This is a genomic window from Alsobacter soli, from assembly GCF_003004785.1.
GTDB lineage: Bacteria > Pseudomonadota > Alphaproteobacteria > Rhizobiales > Beijerinckiaceae > Alsobacter > Alsobacter soli.
In genome coordinates this window covers 216,749-232,269 of sequence record NZ_PVZS01000001.1, presented here as the reverse complement: position 1 = coordinate 232,269, position 15,521 = coordinate 216,749, and the positions used below count along the sequence as shown (strand labels likewise).

The following is a 15,521-nucleotide window of genomic DNA, read 5'->3' as shown; positions in this document are numbered from 1 at the left end:
TCCCCTCCCGCCGGTGTGGTCCCGGCAGTTGCGAGAAATATGAGGGGCGCCCCGCGGGAAAACAAGAGCCGCCTCCGGGGAGGCATTTCAAAAATCCAGAGCTGGAATCGCTCAAGTGTAAACGCGTCGTGAACAGCGGCGCGTCTACTCCAGAAGACTGCACACGGCGGGTCTATTCTACTTACAAGTCGCGGAGATACGCGGCGGGCTTCTGCCCCAGAATGCGCCACGTGCCGGCGAGGCCAAGCAGAATGGTCAGGGCGACAGCCCCAAACGCGATGGCGACGGCGCCCGTCATGGGCCACTCGAACGGCAGCTTCATCAGCCGGGTCACGATCCACCAGGCCGCTCCGGCGCCCGCCAGCGCGCCGAACACGGCCGTCGCGACGCCCAGGATTCCGTATTCGAGCAGGAAGGCGGCGAGCAGGCGCCCGCGGGTCGCGCCCAGCGTCTTCAGCACCACTGCGTCGTAGACGCGGGCGCGGCGCCCCGCCGCGAGCGCGCCGGCCAGCACCAGGATGCTCGCCACCACGGCGACGGCGCTGGCGCCCCGAATGGCGACCGCGAGCTGGCCGACCAGCTCGTTGATGGCGTCCAGGGCGTCCTTGACGCGGACGGTCGTGACGTTCGGGAAGTCCCGCGCCATGGCGGCCACCACGGCCTGCTCCTGGGCCTGGGTAGCGCCGCCCGGGAACGTCACGGTCGAGAGATCCGAATGCGGCGCCCCCGCAAAGGTGGAGGGCGAGAACACCATGACGAAGTTGATGCCGAGCGACTGCCACTCCACCCGGCGCAGGTTGGCGATCTTCGCCGTGATGTTGCGGCCGAGCACGTTGACCGTGATCGTGTCGCCGATGTCGAGGCCGAGCCCCTTGGCGAGCTCGTCCTCGAAAGAGACGAGCGGCGGTCCCTTGTAGTCGGGGGCCCACCAGGAGCCGGCGACCACGCGCGAGCCCTCCGGCGGCTCGGCGGCGTAGGTGATGCCGCGGTCGCCTTCCAGCACCCAGGTCGCGTTCTCGGCCGCCTTCACCTCGCCGGCCGGCACGCCCTTGAGCGACACGACCCGGCCGCGCATCATGGGCACGCGCTCGACCTTGGCGCCCTTGGCGGCCTCGCCCAGCAGGGCGTCGAACCTGTCCGCGTCCCTGGACGGGATGTCGAGGAAGAAGAAGCTCGGCGCCCTTTCGGGGAGTGACCGGGTGAGCTGGCCGCGAATGGACGCGTCCACGAGGGAGAGGGCCACCAGCAGGGTCACGCCCAGGCCCAGCGAGAGGGCCAGCGAGGGCGTGAGCGCGCCAGGTCGGTGGATGTTGCCCACCGCGAGCCGAAGCTCCGCGCCGCGGGGGCGCGGCATGCGCGCCGCGGCGGCCATGATGCCGGCGGCCACCACGCGGAGCAGCACGAAGCTGCCGGCGGTTCCCACGACCGCGGCGATCGCGACGCGGCGATCGTAGCTGAAGCCGATCGCTGCTCCTGCAAGGGCCGCGACGGCGAGCGCCAGGGCCACGAGGTAGCGTCGCCGCGGCCAGCGTCGATCGGGGGCGACCTGGTCGCGGAACAGGCCGGGCACGGACACGTCGTGCACGCGGCTCAGCGGCCAGAGCGAAAAGGCGAGGGCGGTGAGGAGCCCGTACAACGCCGCCCCGGCGAGTTCGCGCGGGTAGACGTGCGGGTCGAGGGGAATCGGCAGCAGGCTGCGCAGGCTCGAGGCCAGCGCGTAGGGCAGGGCGGCCCCAACCGCGAGCCCGAGCGCCACGCCCAGCAGGGCGAGGGCGAGGATCTCGATCAGGGCGATGGCGAAGACGCGCCCGCCCGTGGCCCCGAGACTCTTGAGAGTCGCCAGGGAGGCCCTGCGGCGGTCCACATAGGCGGCCACCGCGTTGGCCACGCCCACCCCGCCCACCACCAGAGCGGCGAGGCCGACAAGGGTCAGGTACTGGCTGAAACGCTCGATGTTCTTGGCGAACTGCGGGGCGGCGTTCGCCCGGGAGCGCACGTCGAAGCCGGACTCCGGGAGGGCCTTTGCGATTTCGTCGGTGACGCGGGCGAGCGAGGGCTCGTCCGCGTTCGGCAGGATCAGCCGGTAGGACCAGCGAACGAGGCTGCCCGGCTGGAGCAGGCCCGATGCGCGGAGCGCGTCCTGGGAGAGGAGCAGGCGCGGGCCGAAGGAGATGCCGGCCGCGAGCTTGTCCGGCTCGGACTGGATGGCGGCGCGAAGGACGATCCGGGCGTCGCCGAGGCGGACGACGGCGCCGGGCTTCAGGTTCAGGCGGGTGAACAGGGCCGGGTCGGCGGCGGCCCCGAAAGCGTCGCCCTCGCGGGCGAACAGAGCCTGCGGGGTGAAGGGCGGATCGGTCTGCAGCGCGCCGATCGAGGGATAGCCGGCGTCCGTCGCCTTCACCTCCACGAGGGCGGTCTGCGTGTCGTCCACCCGCACCATGGCGCGCATGGTGGCGACGCTCGTCATGCGGCCGAACCGTGCGAGCGCGACCTTCTCGGCGTCGGTCGCTTCGCGCTGGAGCAGGCTGGCGGAGAGATCGCCGCCCAGGATCATGCGGCCCTGCGCGGCCAGGCCGTCGCCCAAGGAGCGGGCGACGGAGCCGACGCCCGCGATGGCGGCTACGCCCAGCGCGATGCAGGCGAGGAAGACGCCGAAGCCGCGCAGGCCGCTGCGCAGGTTGCGAAACGCCAGTCGGAGCGAAACGGCGATCTCGGAGAGGAAGCCCGCGTTGCGGGGTGGATCAGCCTGGGCCGAGCGGGGCAGCGTGCCGTGCATGGTCAGGCGCGGCCCCGTGTGAGTTCGTCGGAGCGGGCCTGGTCGATCACGCCGGAGCGCAGGGCGACCGTGCGATCGCAGCGGCGGGCCAGGCCAGGGTCGTGTGTCACCAGCACCAGCGTGGCGCCACGCTCGGTCTTCATGCGGAACAGGAGGTCGACGATGGAGGCGCCGGTGTCCTCGTCGAGGTTTCCGGTGGGCTCGTCGGCGACCAGGATGGCGGGATCGGGGGCCAGGGCGCGCGCCAAGGCCACGCGCTGCTGCTCGCCCCCGGAAAGCTCCGCGGGGTAGTGGGAGAGCCGATGCCCGAGGCCGACCTGATCCAGTTCGGCCCGGGCCCGCGCGAAGGCGTCCGCCTGGCCGGCGAGCTCCAGCGGCACGGCCACGTTCTCCAGCGCCGTCATGGTGGGCAGCAGGTGGAAGGACTGGAACACGATGCCGACCCGCCGGCCGCGGAAGCGGGCGAGGGCGTCCTCGTCCAGGGGGCCGAGTTCCTGTCCTTCGATGCGCACGGCGCCCGCGTCGGGGCGCTCCAGGCCGGCCATGACCATGAGGAGGGTGGACTTGCCCGAGCCGGAGGGACCCACCAGCCCCACGGCCTCGCCCCTGTCGACCGCGAGCGAGACACCCTTCAGGATGTGGACGCGCGCGGCGCCGCGCCCCAGGCTCAGATCAACGTTTTCGAGCTCGATCGCCTTGACCATGCGAGTTCCCGTGCCGATGTCACGCCCCATGACCGCCAGCACGTCCGTCTGCACGTCCGCCGCGACCGACCCTCAATATGGGGGCTCGCATTCCGCCGTCCAGCACGGGAGGGCGAAGCGCCGCGTCGCTCCCGCCTTTGCGCTCCTCGCCGCCCTTCTGAGCCTTTTCGCCATGTCGTTTCCCCTCGCCGCCCTGGCGTCGCGCCCGCTGCGGGTGGTGGCCCTCGGCGACAGCCTCACCGCGGGCTACATGCTGCCGCAGGACGCGGCCTTCCCGGAGCAGCTCGAAAAAGCGCTGAAGGCGCAGGGCGTGGCGGTGGAAATCCAAAATGCCGGCGTCTCCGGAGACACGGCCTCGCAGGGGCTGGAGCGTCTCGACTGGTCGGTCCCCGACGGGACGGACGCGGTGATCGTGGAGCTCGGCGCCAACGACGCGCTGCGGGGCGTCGACCCGGCCGTGACCCGCAAGGCGCTCGACGAGATCATCGCACGGCTGAAGGCCCGCAACATCGCGGTGCTGCTCGCCGGCATGTACGCGCCGCGCAACATGGGCGCGGACTATGTCCAGGCGTTCGACGGCATCTACCGGGACCTGGCCGCCAAGCACGGCGTGCCACTCTATCCGTTCTTCCTCGACGGCATCGCGGGCGACCGCGCGCTCAACCTGCAGGACGGGCTCCATCCCAACCCGCAGGGCGTGAAGGTGATCGTGTCGCGCATCCTGCCGGCGGTGACGAGCTTTCTCAACACGGTGAAGCCGGGCGCGTGACGCCGCCGTCATACGCAGCCTGAGCCGCGAAGCGGCGGAGGGGGAGGGGATCCAGACTGGTGCGCGCCTTGTCCGGGATCCCCTTCCCGCGCCTGCGGCGCGCCGGGGATGACGGGGCAAATCAGCGGACGGGGTTCGCGTGCAGGGGGACCTAGCGCTCCGCCGCATTCCGTGCTTCAAGCCCGGCCACAATCCCCGCCAGCGCTCCCCGGAGATCCCCATGGAATTGCGCCCCCTTGGCCGCACAGGCCTCAAGGTCAGCCTTCTTTGTCTCGGCACCATGACGTGGGGCCAGCAAAACACGGAGGCCGAGGGCCACGAGCAGATGGACTACGCCCTCGACCAGGGCATCAACTTCTTCGACACGGCCGAGCTTTACTCGATCCCCCCGAAGGCCGAGACGCAGGGCTCCACGGAGCGGATCATCGGGACGTGGTTCCAGTCGCGGAAGTCGCGCGACAAGGTGATCCTCGCCTCCAAGGTCATCGGCCGCAGCGTCATGGACTGGTTCCGCGACGGCCGCATCCCGGGCGAGCTCAACCGCGCCCAGATGACGGAGGCGCTCGACAAAAGCCTGAAGCGCCTGCAGACCGACTACATCGACCTGTACCAGCTGCACTGGCCGGACCGCGCCGTGCCGTGGGGCGCCAACCCGACCGTCTACAAGCACAGCGACTATGTCGGCCCGGAGAACCCGATCGAGGAGATCCTGGCGGTGCTGGGCGACTTCGTGAAGGCCGGCAAGATCCGCCACGTGGGCCTGTCCAACGAGAGCGCCTGGGGGACGATGAAGTTCCTGCAGGTCTCGGAAGCCCGCGGCCTGCCGCGCGTCGCTTCCGTGCAGAACGCCTACAATCTGGTCAACCGCACCTACGAGACGGCGCTGGCCGAGATCTCCATGCGGGAGGATGTCGGGCTCCTGGCCTATTCGCCGCTGGCCCAGGGTTATCTTACCGGCAAGTACCTGAACGGAGCGCGCCCGGCCGGCGCTCGCACCACGCTGTTCAACCGCGGCCAGCGCTACGAGAAGCCGGGCGCGGAGGAGGCCATCTCCCGCTACGTGAAGCTCGCGCGCGAGTGGGGGCTCGACCCGGCCCAGATGGCGCTCGCCTTCGTGAACGGGCAGCCCTTCGTGGCGTCCAACATCATCGGGGCCACGAGCATGGAGCAGCTCAGGACCGACATCGCGTCAGTGGGGGTGAAGCTCGCCCCGGAGCTGCTGGACGCGATCGACGGGATTCACCAGCTGCACATGAACCCCTGTCCGTAAGGGTGCGGGGCTGCAACCCTGGGTGTGTTCCTGGCATTGCCATTGCAGCATTGAGAATCACGCCGGCCCTGTCCCAAGCTGGGCCGGCGTGGAGACTTCGGGCGCTCCCCGCGCCCGGGACGACCGTCCGCCGGCGCGCCCGCGCCGCGCTTCGACAGGGAGGGCAGGATGCCGCGTCTGTTCACCGGCTTCGAGGTGCCGCCCGACATCGCGAACACGCTCTCGAGCCTGCGGGGCGGCCTTGTCGGCGCCCGCTGGATCGACGTGGAGAACTACCACGTCACCCTGCGCTTCATGGGCGACATCGACGACCATCTGGCGCGCGACGTCGACGCCATGCTGGCCGACGTGCGCCGGGGGCCGATCACGCTGACGCTGGACGGGCTCTCGGCCTTCGGCGGGGACAAGCCCCGGGCGCTCGTCGCGCGCATCAAGCCCGACCAGGCGCTCATGGACTTCCAGGCGGAGCAGGAGCGCATCGTGCGCCGCGCGGGCCTGCCCCCGGAGAAGCGCAAGTTCACGCCGCACGTCACGCTCGCGCGCCTGCGCGACACCACGCCCTGGCACGTGGCCGACTTCCTGGCCGCGCAGGGGCGCGTGCCCGCGCGCAGCTTCACGGCCGACCGGTTCGTGCTGTTCTCCTCGCGCGCGTCCGTGGGCGGGGGCCCGTACGTGGTCGAGGCCGCATACCCGCTCGGGTAGGCGGGTCTGGACCCGCGCGCCCGCGCGCGCCATGTTCGCGTGAGCACAGGGAGGACGCGCATGCCTGCACGCCTGAGCGAGGACGAGCGCCGGGAGGCGCTGGCGCATCTGGCCGGATGGGCGCTCGTGGAAGGCCGCGAGGCCATCCAGCGCCGCTTCGTGTTCAAGGACTTCAACGAGGCGTTCGGGTTCATGGCGCGCGTGGCGCTGGCGGCCGAGCGCATGAACCACCACCCCGAGTGGTCCAATGTCTACAAGACCGTGGACATCACCCTGGCCACCCACGACGCGGGCGGGCTGACGGAGCTGGACGTGAAGCTCGCCCACAAGATCGACCAGCTGGCTGGCAGGCCTTAGGCGTTCTCAGGCCGTCCTTGCGAGCGCAGCGAAGCCATCCAGGCGCCGCCGGGCGCGAAACGGATGCGACGCGGCCCTTGGCCCCTGGATTGCTTCGTCGCTTCGCTCCTCGCAAGGACGGTGAGGTTCTACTTCGGCTGCATGCGCAGCGCGCCGTCGAGGCGGATGGCCGTGCCGTTCAGCATGTCGTTCTCGATGATGCCGCGCACCATGGCGGCGTACTCGTCCGGCCTGCCGAGGCGGGAGGGGAATGGGATTCCCGCCTCTAGGGACTTGCGGAAGTCCTCCGGCACGCTCTCGAACATGGGCGTCTGGAACAGGCCCGGCATGATGGTCATCACGCGGATCCCATAGCCGGCGAGGTCGCGCGCGATCGGCAGCGTCATGCCGACGACTCCCCCCTTGGATGCGGAATAGGCGGCCTGCCCGATCTGCCCGTCCTCCGCCGCCACCGAGGCCGTGCATACGATGACGCCGCGGCCGCCGTCGGCGGTCACGGGCTCCAGTCCCGCCATGGCGGCGGAGCTCTTGGCGATCACATGAAAGGTGCCGATCAGGTTCACGGACAGCACCTTGACGAAGCTTGCGAGGTCGTGGGGCACGAACTCCCCGGTGTCGCGCTTCTTCGACACGGTGCGCTTGCCGGGGGCTATCCCGGCGCAGTTGACCAGGATGCGCTCGACGCCATGGGCGGCCCGGGCCTTTGCGAGCGCGGCGTCCACGGAGGCCTCGTCGGCCACATCCGCGCGGCAGAACACGCCGCCTATCTCGCGGGCGACATTTTCCCCGCGCGCCTCGTTCATGTCGAGCAGCGCCACCCGGGCGCCCTGGGCGGCCAGCATGCGGGCGGTCGCCTCGCCGAGGCCGGAGGCGGCTCCGGTGACGATGGCGGCGGTTGTGGCGTCGATTTTCATGGGGCTCCCTCCGTTCTTGCCGGGAGGTTAGCCGCAAGGCGCGCGGCTCAAAAGGCCCGAGCCCGTGCGCCGCGTCGCAGGTCCTTGTGCGCCTGATCGCCCGGGCCCATCTATCGGGACGTCGCGGGCGGCCATCTGCTCGCCCTGGAGGAGCCGATGACGGGTTTTTCGGAGGAATGGCTGGGCCGTCCCCTGAACAAGGCCGAGATGGAAGCCATGCGGCGCGCCGCCAAGGACGAGAAAGGCGTGTTCTCGGACACCTGGCGGCTGCTGAAGCGGGTCGGCAAGAACATTCCCTTCGCCGAGGACGTGCTGGCCGCCTATTACTGCGCCACGGACCCGACAACGGAACGGCGCGTGAAGCTGATCCTGGCCGGCGCGCTCGCCTATTTCGTGATGCCGTTCGACGTGCTGCCCGACTTCATGCCCCTGATCGGCTTCACGGACGACGCCGCCGTGATCGCGACCGCCATCGCGACGGTGTCGCGCGCCATCAAGCCCGAGCACCGCGACCGCGCCAAGGAGGCGCTGGGGAAGGGGCTGGAAGAGGCGTAGCAACGCGCCGGCCCTGCGGGGAGCGCAGCGACGAAGCGATCCAGATTTGGGGGCGCAGGCGCTTGCGGTTTGCGCCCGGCGGCCCCTGGATTGCTTCGCTGCGCTTGCAATGACGCGGGAAGGCTGCGGGCGACACTGGCCCGCCAGCAAGTCCAATGAACGCTCGCCGTCCTTGCGAGGAGCGCAGCGACGAAGCCATCCAGGGCCACGGGGCGCAGGCGTGTTCGGTTCGCGCCCGGCGGCCCCTGGATCCGCTTCCCGGTCTGCTGCGCAGACCGCCGGGGATGACGGGGCGAGTTTACGCCCCCGTCCGCACCAGCACCTTGCCCAAAGCCTTTCGGTCGGCCAGCAGGCGGATGGCCTTGCCGGTCTGCTCCAGCGGGAGGATCGTCGAGGCGAGGGGGCGGATGCGGCCCTCCGCGGCCCAGCGGAAGATCGCCTCGATGTTGCTGGCGTTCTGGGCGGGCTCCTTGTCGGCGAAGGCGCCCCAGAAGACGCCCTGCACGTCACAACCCTTCAGCAGCATCAGGTTGAGCGGAATGCGGGGGATGTCGCCGGCCGCGAACCCCACCACGAGGAAGCGCCCCTTCCAGGCGATCGCGCGCAGGGCGGCCTCGGACAGGTCGCCGCCCACGGGGTCGTAGACCACGTCCACGCCCGCGCCGCCAGTGAGGCGCTTCAGTCCCTCCTTGAGATCTTCCTTCGTGTAGTCGAGCGTCTCGGCGGCGCCGTGCTCGCGGGCCAGCGCCAGCTTGTCCGGCGAGGAGGCGCAGGCGATCACGCGCGCCCCCATGGCGACGCCCAGTTCGACCGCCGCGAGCCCCACGCCGCCGGCCGCGCCGAGCACGGCGAGCGTCTCGCCGGGACGGAGGTGGGCGCGGTCCTGCAGCGCGTGCAGGGACGTTCCGTAAGTGACGAGCAGGCCCGCGGCGGCTTCGTCGGCGAGGCCTTCCGGGATCGGGATGAGGCGACCCGCGGGCGCGACGACCTTGGTGCGGCAGGCGCCGTAGCCGATGTAGCCCGCTACCCGCTGGCCCGGCTGGAGCCCGGTGACGCCGTCGCCCAGCGCCGCCACCCGGCCGGCGAACTCGGCCCCAGGGGAGAAGGGCAGCTCGGGCTTCACCTGATAGCGGTTCTGGATGATCAGCGTGTCGAAGAAGTTCAGAGCCGTGCAGGCGACGTCGACGACGACCTCCCCGGGACCCGGCGCGGGGTCGGGCAGCTCCTCGATGACCAGACTCTCCGGCGGGCCGAAGGCCCGGCACAGGACTGCTCGCATGCGGTTCCCCTCCCGATTCAAGGCATGATTTGGTCGCCGGCGCCCGGCCTAGCCGGCTTCGAGCACCCCATCGGCCTCGAGGATTCTACGCAGGCGCCCGAAAGCCAGGCGGATGCGCGACTTCACGGTGCCGAGGGGCAGCTTGGCGCGCTCGGCGATCTCGCTGTGGGACAGCCCATCGTAGAAGGCCAGGCGCACCAGCTCGAGCTGCTCCGGGGGCAGGCCGCCCAGGGCGGCGCGCAGGCGCTCCTCCCGCTGCTGTAGGTCGAGCATGCGGTCGGTCTGCGGGTCATCGGGGATGTCGAGATCCGACTCGAGCGGGTCCATGTATTCGACGCGGTCGCGACGCAGTCCGTCGATGCGGCGGTTGCGGGCGATCCGGTAAAGCCAGGTCGGCACGGACGACTTGCCCGGGTCGAACTGGTCCGCCTTGCGCCAGAGGGTCACCAGAACCTCCTGGGTCAGCTCCTCGGCGGCCCCGGCGTCGGAGCCGAGCCGCAGCAGATAGGCGTTCAGGCGTGGCGCGAAATAATCGAACAGGCGCGCGAAAGCTTCGCGGTCCCGCCGTTCGGCGACGGCGGCCACAAGCGCAGCCAGTTCTTCGTGGGACGTCAACGGGCAGTCTTCTCTGTTTCGCGGGACCCGACGCCCCCTCGCGGCGCAAGCGTGCGCCATCCACGGCGGATTCTTAGCATGTTCGCATGTCCGGCGCTGCGACGAAACTCGTGAGCGCCGGAAAGTCGGGCGTTCGTGAACGCAATCTTGGACAATGCCGGCCGTTGCATCAACATTCTGGCGCCGCGCCGTGGGCGCGGTAACATGCTGCCCATGATTCGCCCCGTGCTCCCGCGTTCCCTCGCCCTTTCCTCCGTGATCGTCTCCGCCCTGGCGCTCGGGGGCGGCGCGGCGGCGGCCCAAGACGCCAAGCCGGCGAAGCCGGCCGCCAAGCCCGCGACGGCCTCGCCGGCTAAACCCGGGACGGCGCCGGCGAAGCCCGCCGCGGCCCATGGGGCGACCGGCGCGAAGGGGGCCGCAGCCGCGAAACCCGGCGCCAAGCCTGCCGCGCTCGGCGGCGGGCAGCCCGTGCAGCTTGAGGTCTTCGGGGATTGGGGCGCCTACGCTTCCACCACCCCCAAGGGCAAGGTGTGCTACGCGCTGGCGCAGCCGAAGGATCGGCTGCCGAAGGGCCTCACCCGGGATCCGGGGTACCTGTTCATTGCGACGCGCCCGGCCGAGGGCGTGCGCAACGAGGTCAGCATGGTGCTGGGCTACGCCACCCAGGACGGCGGCGAGGGCAAGGCCACCATTGGCCGCAGCAGCTTCGCGCTGGTCACAAAGGGTAACGCGGCCTGGGTCAAGAACGCCGCCGAGGACGGCGCCTTCGTGGAGGCCATGCGCAAGGGCCAGAGCCTCACCATCGAGGCCAAATCCAAGCGCGGCAACGCCACGACGGACCGCTACGCCCTGCACGGCCTGCCCCAGGCGCTGGACCGCGTGAAGAAGGAATGCCCCTAAGTCCGACGTTTTCGTCGTCGTCCCCTGGCGGCCCGCGCGGCGGGACGGGAAAGAGATCCAGGGGCGTGGCGCGAACCCGATGGACGAGCCCTGCGTGGGGCCCGGGATCCCCTTCCCCTCCGCGCCTGCGGCGCTCCGGCCGGGGATGACGGCGGAGCGATCGCGCGTTGAGCACCGGACCCCTTGCATCCCGCCTGATTGGGGCCACTTTATCCACGCATAGGATTTCCATCGCACCTGTGGTAGGGGATCGGCCGCGCCGGGCGCCATGCGCCGGCTCGCCGATCTTTGTTTTTGAGGCGCCCAGCGCCGGATCCGGACCATGACCGCCATCACGCTCGACCTGTCCCGGGCCAAGCCCGCCGCCGCGCCCGTTCCGCCGACCGCGACGGGAAAGCGCTCGCTCGTGGGGGTGACCCGCTCCGGGCTGGCGGAGGCGCTGGCGGAAGCCGGAGTGCCGGAGCGCGAGATCCGCATGCGGGTCGGCCAGCTCTGGCACTGGATCTATTTCCGGGGCGCGCACGACTTCGACGCCATGACCAACGTGGGCAAGGGCCTGCGGCAGGCGCTCGCCGATCGCTTCACGCTGGATCGCCCGGAGATCGTTTCCGAGCAGGTGTCCGTGGACGGCACTCGCAAGTGGCTGATCCGCATGGCCTCGACTGGTCCGCACGACAAGGGCGCGGAGATCGAGGCGGTCTACATCCCCGAGTCGGACCGGGGCACGCTCTGCGTGTCGTCGCAGGTTGGCTGCACGCTCACCTGTTCGTTCTGCCACACGGGCACGCAGAAGCTCGTCCGCAACCTGACCTCGGCCGAGATCGTGGCGCAGCTCATGGTGGCGCGCGATCGCCTTGGCGAGTGGCCGGGCGGCGTGCGGCCGACGGACGGGTTGGTGCCGGACGCCGAACGCGCCGTCAGCAATGTCGTGCTGATGGGCATGGGCGAGCCGCTCTACAATTTCGACAACGTCCGCGACGCGATGGACGTGGTGTCGGATGGCGACGGCCTGTCCCTGTCCAAGCGGCGCATCACGCTCTCGACCTCCGGCGTGGTTCCCATGATCCCGCGCGCCGGCGATGAGATCGGCTCCATGCTGGCCATCTCGCTCCACGCGGTGCGGGACGACCTGCGCAACGAGCTGGTGCCGCTCAACAAGAAATACCCGATACGCGACCTGCTGGACGCCTGCCGGGCCTATCCGGGGCTCAGCAACGCCCGGCGCATCACCTTCGAATACGTGATGCTGAAGGGCGTAAACGACAGCCTGGCGGACGCGCGCGAGCTGGTGCGGTTGCTGAAGGGCATTCCGGCCAAGATCAACCTGATCCCGTTCAACCCCTGGCCGGGCACGAAATATGAGTGCTCGGACTGGGAGCAGATCGAAGCTTTCTCTGAGGTGGTGTTCCGGGCGGGCTACGCCTCCCCGGTGCGCACCCCGCGCGGGCGCGACATCCTGGCCGCCTGCGGCCAGCTCAAGAGCGAGACGGAGAAGCTGCGGGCCCGGGCCCGGCTGATGCTGGAAAGCGGCATCGGGGCCGAGGGGATGTTCGTCTCCCAGGAGGGTTGAGCGTGCGCCGGCTGTTCCTCGGCGTGCTGGGGCTGGTGCTGGCGATTCCTGCCGGCGCCCTCTTCCTGATCATTGGCGGCCTGGCCGTGCCGGAGGTCCGCGAGCTTGCGAGCGACCTGACGCTCGCGGGCGTCTTTGCTTTCTTCGACGCCGTCCTGAACGGGCCGGGGCCCGACACGGTCTGGGCCGTGGCGGCCGGCGCCTTCTGGGCGCTGGCGACGGCGTTGCTGGTGCTGCCGCCCATCATGGTGGCGATCATCGGGGCCGTGGCAGGCCTGAGGTCCTACGTCTGGTACGCCGGGGGCGGGGGCCTGCTTGCGGTGGCGATCGCGTGGCTCGGGCGGGCGCCCGGGGAGGTCCTCGATCCATCCGATACGAAGCTGCTGTCCCTGCTCTTCCTGACTGGCGCGGTCTCGGGCTTCGTTTACTGGGCGGTCGCCGGACGCGAGATGGGCTCGGTCAGCGGGCCTGCGCCAGCAGGAGCCTGAGCGCGAAGCCGCCCATCAGGCCGGCGAAGCTCATGTCGAAGGCGCGCGTCAGGCGGCGCGAGCGGCGCATGAAGGCCGTGAAGCGCTCGGCCGTCAGCACGATGACGCAGCAGGTCGGCGTGCCCACCACCAGGAACCAGAAGCCCAGGAACAGCATCTGCCCGGCGGCGTGCGGGTCCGCCGGATCGACGAACTGCGGCAGGAACGTCACGAAGAACAGCACGACCTTCGGGTTCGTGAGGTTGATCCCAAGGCCGGTGAGAAACGCCGCCCAGGGTTGCTGGGGCGTCGCCTCGCCCGGGGCCATGCTGAGCGCCGACCCGTGGCGGAGCGCCTGCCAGGCGAGCCAGAGCAGATAGACAGCGCCGACCATCTTGGCGACCGCGAAGGCCGTCGCCGAGGCCGCCAGCAGGGCGGAAAGGCCGAAACCGGCCAGAAGCGCGTGACAGACAAGCCCGACGGAGCAGCCCGCGATCGTGGCGAACCCGAGCCTTCGGCCGCCCGCCAGCGTGCGGGACAGCATCAAGGCCATGTCCGGCCCGGGCGTGATGGCGAGCAGGAAGCTCGCGCCCGTGAAGGCGAGAAGCGTGGCTGGGGAAGGGACGAAATCCAACGTCATGGCGGCGGGACCCTAGGCCGAAGGGACCCGCCGCGCCACCCGGTTTCTGCTGACGGCTACCCTCTCCCATAGCGGCGGGAGAGGGTCTTTCCGGCGAGCGTCAGATCTTGCCTTCCAGCGCCCGGGCGATCTCGTCCAACACGGCGGGGTCGTCGATGGTGGCGGGCATGGACCACTCGTCGCCATCCGCGATCTTCTTCATGGTGCCACGCAGGATCTTGCCCGAGCGGGTCTTGGGCAGGCGGTTCACCGTGATGGCGATCTTGAACGCGGCGACCGGGCCGATCCTGTCGCGCACGAGCTGGACGATCTCCTTCTCGATCTCCAGCGGGGAGCGGTTGACCCCCGCCTTGAGCACCACGAAGCCGCAGGGCTGCTCGCCCTTCAGCGAGTCCTTGACGCCGATGACGGCGCACTCGGCGACATCCGGGTGGGAGGCGAGCACCTCCTCCATGCCGCCCGTCGAGAGGCGGTGGCCGGCGACGTTGATGATGTCGTCCGTGCGGCCCATGATGAACAGGTAGCCGTCCTCGTCCATGAAGCCGGCGTCCGACGTGTTGTAGTAGCCCGGATAGGCCGCGAGGTAGCTCTCCTTGAAGCGGTCGTCGGCATGCCAAAGGGTCGGCAGGCACCCGGGGGGCAGCGGCAGCTTCACCACGATGGAGCCCATCTGGTTCGGCATCACGGGCTTTCCGCCCTCGTCGACGATCTGGACGTCGTAGCCGGGCATGGCGACCGTGGGCGAACCGTGCTTCACCGGTAATTGGCCGAGCCCGAGCGGGTTGCCCGCGATGGCCCAGCCCGTCTCCGTCTGCCACCAGTGGTCGATGACCGGGACCTTCAGGATGTCCTCGGCCCACTGCACCGTGTCGGGGTCGGCGCGCTCGCCGGCCAGGAACAGGGCGCGGAAGCCGCCCATGTCGTAGCGCTTCAGGTGCTCGGCCTTGGGGTCCTCCTTCTTGATGGCCCGGAAGGCGGTCGGCGCGGTGAACAGCACCTTGATCTTGTGCTCGGAGATCATGCGCCAGAAGGCGCCCGGGTCCGGCGTCCCGACCGGCTTGCCCTCGTAGACCACGGTGGTGCAGCCGGCCAGCAGCGGGGCGTAGACGATGTAGGAGTGGCCCACCACCCAGCCGACGTCCGAGGCCGCCCAGAACACCTCGCCGGGCGCCACGCCGTAGAGGTTCGTCATGGACCAGGCGAGAGCGACCATATTGCCGCCGTTGTCGCGCACGACGCCCTTCGGCTTGCCGGTGGTGCCGGAGGTGTAGAGGACATAGAGCGGGTCGGTCGCCAGCACGGGCACGCAATCCGCCTGCTTGCCGGCTGCCCGGGCCTTGGCGACGAGGGCCGCCCAGTCGTAGTCCCGGCCGGGCTGCATCGCGGCTTCGCATTGCCGGCGCTGGAGCAGCAGGACGGAGGCGGGCTTGTTGGACGCCAAGGCGATGGCCTCGTCCAGCAGCGGCTTGTACTGCACCACCCGGTTCGGTTCGATGCCGCAGGAAGCGGCGAGCACCAGCTTGGGCGCGGCGTCGTCGAGGCGGGTGGCGAGCTCCTTGGCGGCGAATCCGCCGAACACCACGGAGTGGATCGCCCCGATGCGGGCGCAGGCCAGCATGGCGACCACGGCCTCGGGGATCATCGGCATGTAGATGATGACGCGGTCGCCCTTGGCCACGCCCATGTCGGCGATCACGGCCGCCAGCGTGGCGACTTCGTCCTTGAGTTCGGCGTAGGTCAGGGTGCGCTTGGAGCCGGTCACCGGGCTGTCGTAGATCAGCGCCAGCGTGTCGCCGCGATTGGCGGCGTGCCGGTCCACGGCGTTCCAGCAGGTGTTGCACTCGGCCCCGGCGAACCAGCGGCCATAGGCGCCCTGGCTCGGGTCGAAGACCTTGTCGGCCGGCTTGATCCAGTCGATCGCGTTCGCGGCCTCGGCCCAAAACGCCTGCGGATCGGCTTTCCACTGCGCATAGGTCTCGTGATAGCGGCTCGACATGGCTTCC

At 70.2% G+C, this 15,521-nt stretch carries 15 protein-coding genes; 8 read left to right on the top strand and 7 right to left on the bottom strand.

The window, feature by feature from the left end:
• Positions 1-181: 181 nt before the first annotated feature.
• Together SLNSH_RS01130 and SLNSH_RS01125 are read right to left on the bottom strand one after the other, a co-directional pair.
• Positions 182-2,776: an ABC transporter permease gene (locus SLNSH_RS01130; protein WP_106334796.1), complete on the bottom strand. Its 2,595-nt coding sequence runs from the start codon at positions 2,774-2,776 to the stop codon at positions 182-184.
• 2 nt (positions 2,777-2,778) lie between these two features.
• A complete protein-coding gene (locus tag SLNSH_RS01125) occupies positions 2,779-3,480 on the bottom strand; it encodes an ABC transporter ATP-binding protein (protein ID WP_106334795.1) in 702 nt (233 codons plus the stop codon).
• A 28-nt stretch (positions 3,481-3,508) separates the two neighbouring features.
• On the opposite strand from SLNSH_RS01125, the gene SLNSH_RS01120 reads away from it, so the two are divergent.
• The 4 genes from SLNSH_RS01120 (at position 3,509) to SLNSH_RS01105 (ending at position 6,578) form a co-directional block, all read left to right on the top strand.
• Complete coding sequence (locus tag SLNSH_RS01120) at positions 3,509-4,249, top strand: arylesterase (protein ID WP_106334794.1); 741 nt, start codon at positions 3,509-3,511, stop codon at positions 4,247-4,249.
• A 220-nt stretch (positions 4,250-4,469) separates the two neighbouring features.
• The gene (locus SLNSH_RS01115; RefSeq protein ID WP_106334793.1) at positions 4,470-5,519 is read left to right on the top strand and encodes an aldo/keto reductase; all 1,050 of its coding nucleotides are present in this window, start codon (positions 4,470-4,472) and stop codon (positions 5,517-5,519) included.
• A gap of 168 nt (positions 5,520-5,687) precedes the next feature.
• Entirely contained in the window at positions 5,688-6,221 is a 534-nt protein-coding gene (thpR, locus tag SLNSH_RS01110) for an RNA 2',3'-cyclic phosphodiesterase (RefSeq protein ID WP_106334792.1), read from the top strand.
• 60 nt (positions 6,222-6,281) lie between these two features.
• Complete coding sequence (locus tag SLNSH_RS01105) at positions 6,282-6,578, top strand: 4a-hydroxytetrahydrobiopterin dehydratase (RefSeq protein ID WP_106334791.1); 297 nt, start codon at positions 6,282-6,284, stop codon at positions 6,576-6,578.
• A gap of 128 nt (positions 6,579-6,706) precedes the next feature.
• Here the strand turns inward: SLNSH_RS01105 and SLNSH_RS01100 are convergent, their stop codons facing one another.
• Positions 6,707-7,492, bottom strand: a complete 786-nt coding sequence (locus SLNSH_RS01100) for an SDR family NAD(P)-dependent oxidoreductase (protein WP_106334790.1) — start codon at positions 7,490-7,492, stop codon at positions 6,707-6,709.
• Positions 7,493-7,648: 156 nt separating this feature from the next.
• Between SLNSH_RS01100 and SLNSH_RS01095 the strand changes: the two genes are divergently transcribed.
• On the top strand, positions 7,649-8,047 hold the full coding sequence (locus SLNSH_RS01095; RefSeq protein ID WP_245421942.1) for a YkvA family protein: 399 nt from the start codon (positions 7,649-7,651) through the stop codon (positions 8,045-8,047).
• Between the two features lie 298 nt (positions 8,048-8,345).
• On the opposite strand, the gene SLNSH_RS01090 is transcribed toward SLNSH_RS01095, so the two are convergent.
• Together SLNSH_RS01090 and SLNSH_RS01085 are read right to left on the bottom strand one after the other, a co-directional pair.
• Positions 8,346-9,326: an NADPH:quinone oxidoreductase family protein gene (locus tag SLNSH_RS01090; RefSeq protein WP_106334789.1), complete on the bottom strand. Its 981-nt coding sequence runs from the start codon at positions 9,324-9,326 to the stop codon at positions 8,346-8,348.
• A 48-nt stretch (positions 9,327-9,374) separates the two neighbouring features.
• Positions 9,375-9,941: a sigma-70 family RNA polymerase sigma factor gene (locus SLNSH_RS01085; RefSeq protein WP_245421940.1), complete on the bottom strand. Its 567-nt coding sequence runs from the start codon at positions 9,939-9,941 to the stop codon at positions 9,375-9,377.
• Positions 9,942-10,166: 225 nt separating this feature from the next.
• Between SLNSH_RS01085 and SLNSH_RS01080 the strand changes: the two genes are divergently transcribed.
• The 3 genes from SLNSH_RS01080 (at position 10,167) to SLNSH_RS01070 (ending at position 12,899) form a co-directional block, all read left to right on the top strand.
• The gene (locus SLNSH_RS01080) at positions 10,167-10,841 is read left to right on the top strand and encodes an invasion associated locus B family protein (protein WP_245421935.1); all 675 of its coding nucleotides are present in this window, start codon (positions 10,167-10,169) and stop codon (positions 10,839-10,841) included.
• Positions 10,842-11,163: 322 nt separating this feature from the next.
• Positions 11,164-12,411, top strand: a complete 1,248-nt coding sequence (gene rlmN, locus SLNSH_RS01075) for a dual-specificity RNA methyltransferase RlmN (RefSeq protein WP_106334787.1) — start codon at positions 11,164-11,166, stop codon at positions 12,409-12,411.
• A gap of 2 nt (positions 12,412-12,413) precedes the next feature.
• Positions 12,414-12,899, top strand: coding sequence for a hypothetical protein (locus SLNSH_RS01070; protein WP_106334786.1), 486 nt, complete (start codon positions 12,414-12,416; stop codon positions 12,897-12,899).
• Here the strand turns inward: SLNSH_RS01070 and SLNSH_RS01065 are convergent.
• A complete protein-coding gene (locus SLNSH_RS01065; RefSeq protein WP_342587849.1) occupies positions 12,871-13,518 on the bottom strand; it encodes a LysE family translocator in 648 nt (215 codons plus the stop codon). The genes SLNSH_RS01070 and SLNSH_RS01065 overlap by 29 nt on opposite strands.
• Before the next feature lie 100 nt (positions 13,519-13,618).
• Positions 13,619-15,514 carry a propionyl-CoA synthetase gene (locus SLNSH_RS01060; protein WP_106334785.1) on the bottom strand — a complete coding sequence of 632 codons (1,896 nt, stop codon included), beginning with the start codon at positions 15,512-15,514 and terminating at the stop codon, positions 13,619-13,621.
• Positions 15,515-15,521: the final 7 nt, after the last annotated feature.